The 3,789-nt window shown below is 67.4% G+C and carries 1 protein-coding gene; it reads right to left on the bottom strand.

The features are described from left to right. Window positions 1–40: 40 nt before the first annotated feature. Window positions 41–3,595: a ricin-type beta-trefoil lectin domain protein gene (locus tag C7C46_RS04485; protein WP_146258983.1), complete on the bottom strand. Its 3,555-nt coding sequence runs from the start codon at window positions 3,593–3,595 to the stop codon at window positions 41–43. Between the last annotated feature and the right edge of the window lie 194 nt (window positions 3,596–3,789).

Below are 3,789 nucleotides of genomic sequence, written 5' to 3'. Positions count from 1 at the left end.
CGGCAAGCCCCCGGAGGTTGGTGTGGTCAGTGTTGGTTGATCAGTTTGCGGTGGCTGAGAAGGCCCAGTTCTGGGCGGGTGTGGCGTTGCAGTCGTAGAGCTGGGGGCGAGTGCCGTTGGTGGTGTTCCAGGACGGGTCGTCCAGGCACCTGTTCGAGACAGGGTTGAGGATGCTGCCGTCGGCTTGCGGCAGCCACTGCTGATTGGCGCTGCCGGTGCAGGTCCAGATCTCGGTGAGAGTGCCGTTTGCGGTGCCGTTCCGGCTGGCGTCGAGGCAGCCGCCGTTGGCGGTCAGGGTCCCGTCGGGGTTGAAGGTCCACTTCTGCGCGGCGCTGCCGTTGCAGTCGTAGACCTGGACGGAGTTGCCGTTGGTGGTGATGCCCTGGTTGAGGTCGAGGCACTTGGGCGTGGGGGCGCCGATGCTGATGGCGCCGGTCGCAGTGCCCGGCTGTGCTGTCGAGTCGTACACAGTGACGTCGCTGATGCTGCCGTTGAAGTAGCTGGCAGCTGCCTTGTTGTTCCACCAGCGGCCGATGGTGAGCTTACCGCTGATCGCGGAAGTCGGCTTGTGGTAGCCGCTGTTGGCCAGGGCACCGTTGACGTAGAGGGACATCTGACCGGAGTTGGAGTTGTAACGGGCGGTCAGGTGGGCCCAGATGTTGGGCTGCACCGTGGCGTTGGCGTTGGCGGCGCCGGTCCAGTCGTAGTTCCATCCGGTGGCGTCGGCGTTGGCCATGGCGAACCGCCAGGTACCACGGTCCGGCCAGAGCATGAAGCCGGCGGTAGTCGTGCCGTCCTGGCTGACAGCTACTCCGCCGTTGCTCGTGGGCTTGATCCAAGCGTCGATGGTGAACGACTTGGTGGTGTCGACTGTGGTGCCAGCGGTGTCGATCTCGCTGCTGGTGCCGTTAAAGACGGCGACGTTGGTCGTGCCGTTGGTGGTACCGCTGGGGTTGTCGGAGGCGAAGGTCGTGTTGGTGACGGTGCCGGGGTGGCTGCCGAGATTGGTGCTGGGGTCGGTCGGGTCCTGGTTGACCAGGTCGGCAGCCTTGCTGCTGTTGGCGTCGTCGTCGAGCTTCCAGTGGCCCAGCACGCCGGGCATGCTCACCAGATTCGGAGCCGGGGTGGAGATGAAGCCGATGACCGCGCCGGTGGTGGCGGTGCCGGCGCCGCTCCACAGCTTCAGCTGGCCGGAGGGCGTGGTGGCCCACAGGTCGGCCAGACCATCGCCGTTAAGGTCGCCGGAGGAGCCGACCGTCGGATAGCTGCCGGTCGGCAGGTTGACGCCTGTCAGCACGATGCCGTTCGCGACCGGATCGGCGAAGTCCGTGTAGTTCGGTGTCGTGCCGCCGGTGATCCGGTAGGCGTGGATGGTGCCGTCGGCCCGGTTGCGCGCCCACAGGGTGGGCTGGTTGCCACCGTTGGCCGGGCCCGGGTTGATCAGGTCGTAGTTGGTCCAGTCGGAGCCGGAGAGCAGGCGCGCGGTGCCGTCGAAGTAGTCACCCAGGTTGTTGCTCTCCGCTGCTCCGTGGAAGAGCCAGAGCTTGCTGTTGACCACGGCGATGAGCGAGGTGCGCGAGACCGAGGTCGGTGTGTTGTTCTCGCCTTCGGGCTTCCCGATCGCGGCGATCGCGGTCACCTTCGACCAGTCCCCGCCGATCCCGGCCGGGCAGGTCATGTTCTTACCGCTGGTGTCTAGGCAGTTGCTGGGCATGGCGCCGACCGTGGTCGGCAGGTTGTAGGTGCCGTTGCCGGTGTTGAGGACCTGGTAGAGGTCGACACCGCTGGATGTGTGGGCGATCAGGTCGTCCACACTGATGTTCTGCGAGAGCGAGCCGCGGTGGGTGAACTGCACGCCGTTCCAGCTTGTGCCGTTGGGCGACAGACCGGCGCGGGCGGAGACCGCGTTGGTCGGGTCGGCGCCGCTGCTGATCAGCTTGAGGTTGCCCGAATTGTCTGGCAGGACGATGTCGGGTTTTCCGTCGCCGGTGACGTCGCCGAATACCGCCTTGGAGGAGGGGCTCCAGGGGGCGTAGAAGGCGTAGGCGGTGGGCTGGCTGTAGTTGCCAGCGTTGTCCTGGGCCTGGGCGTAGACGATGTTGGTGCCCCAGTTGCCCGGGGTGAACTGGAACGAGGAGGTAGTGGCCGGGATGATGCCGGGGTCAGTGCACTTCCAGCCAGTTACTGGGCTGGGGTCGGTGCTGATCCGGAAGCAGGCCACTCCGGAGGCGGCGCCGCTGGCCGGGGCGGGGTCGGTGCCGTGCAGGGCGAAGGTTCCGGCCTGGCCGGCGAATTTGGTGGGGTGCGGGTTGGGGGTGCCTGAGGGCGGGAAGTCGGTGGAGCCGATGGAGACAGTGGGTGGGGTGCGGTCGATGCCGAAGTAGCACAGGCCGGTCCAGGGGGAGCTCAGGCCGCTGTCGGGGGAAGCGTAGTCGTAGGCGCCGGCGTTCCAGCCGTAGACCTGGCCGTCCTGCAGGTTGGACAGGCCGATGGTCACGCTATTGGCACCGTCGCCGGTATTGACGGAGCCACCCCAGCCGCTGTTGAGGCCCCAGCTGCCGCTGCTGGCGCTGGAGTTCCAGAAGACGTGGAAAGCGGAGTACAGGTTCATCCAGGCGGGGGACCAGGAGTTGACGGAGAGTTTGATGTTCTGGTTGGCGCCGATCCAGCCGACGTTGTCCCAGGGGTTGGTGCCGCCGCTGTTACACGGGAAGTGCGTGTTAGTGGAGGCGAAGCCGGGTTGGGGGGTGATGGAGGGGCCCCAGGCGCTGGGCTGGATGTCGTAGTTGGTCTGGATGTGGGGGGCGCTGCCGGGGCTGATGCTGAGGTGGTGGCGGAAGAGCTTGTTGCTCTCGTCGTCGGGGGCGATGCCCACGGTCCAGTTGCCCCAGTGCTGTGAAGCGGCCTGCTGCATCTGGGAGGTGACATTGAAGCTGATCGGGCCGGTGCCGGTCAGCCAGGACGAGGTGTCGACCTTGGCGCAGCCGCCCATGGTGGCGTTGGTGGCGCAGGGCTGGTTGCTCCAGGTGGTGTTGCCGTCGATCGGGCCGGTCCAGTACAGGCCGAACGGGGTGTTGGTGGACGGGCTGGAGGCATCGCTGACGTTGGCGAGGAGCTTCGAGTCGTAGACGGTGGGCGGGCTGGGTGCGCCGCCGGGCTGGGTGTAGATGCTCGGGCTGATGCCGATGGTGAAGTAGGCGCGGTAGCGGCCGAATCCGGTGCAGTCCTCGGGGGCGGTATAGCCGCAGTAGCCGGTTCCGACGGGGGACTGGAGGTCGTAGTTCTTGGTGTCGGGGTGGTTCTCCTGGACCTGGACCCAGTGCTGGGTGCCGCTGTCGGCGCTGATGCTCGGGTCGATGAACCAGGGGGCGGAGCCCTTGCCGAGCACGTTCTGATCAGGGGTCAGATCGATACCGGTGGCGGTCGCGTTGACGGTGATGGGGGCGACGTGGGCGCTGTCGCCGGGGGCGTCGGGGGTAGAGGTGTTGGTCGACGTTGTGGCCGGGGCGGCGGGTGCGGCGAACAGTGAGCGGGCTTGGGTGACCGTGCCGCTGCTGGGTGCGGCGGGGGGGGGGATGGGGGGGTCCCACTGCATCGGGGGGGGGGCGGGCAGGCGCACCTTGCCGGCGGGGTCCTTGTAGGGAATGTTTCCGGCCGCGGCCGAGGCCACGGGCCGGCCGTTTGCCGCAGTGGGGGAGTGCACCGTCTTCAGTGCCGGATTTGGTGGTGCGGGTGGGGGTTTGTCGGTGATGACGTCCCGCCCGCCGCCGTCGGGCTGTGCGGTGACCT

It is taken from the genome of Streptomyces tateyamensis (genome assembly GCF_003205575.1).
Lineage (GTDB): Bacteria > Actinomycetota > Actinomycetes > Streptomycetales > Streptomycetaceae > Kitasatospora > Kitasatospora tateyamensis.
Note: the sequence above shows the minus strand (reverse complement) of the source record. Positions and strands in the feature narration are given on the sequence as shown.

Excerpts from the sequence above, each read along its gene's own strand:
- C7C46_RS04485 (WP_146258983.1), bottom strand. The coding sequence starts at position 3,595 with ATGCAGTGGGACCCCCCCATCCCCCCCCCCGCCGCACCCAGCAGCGGC.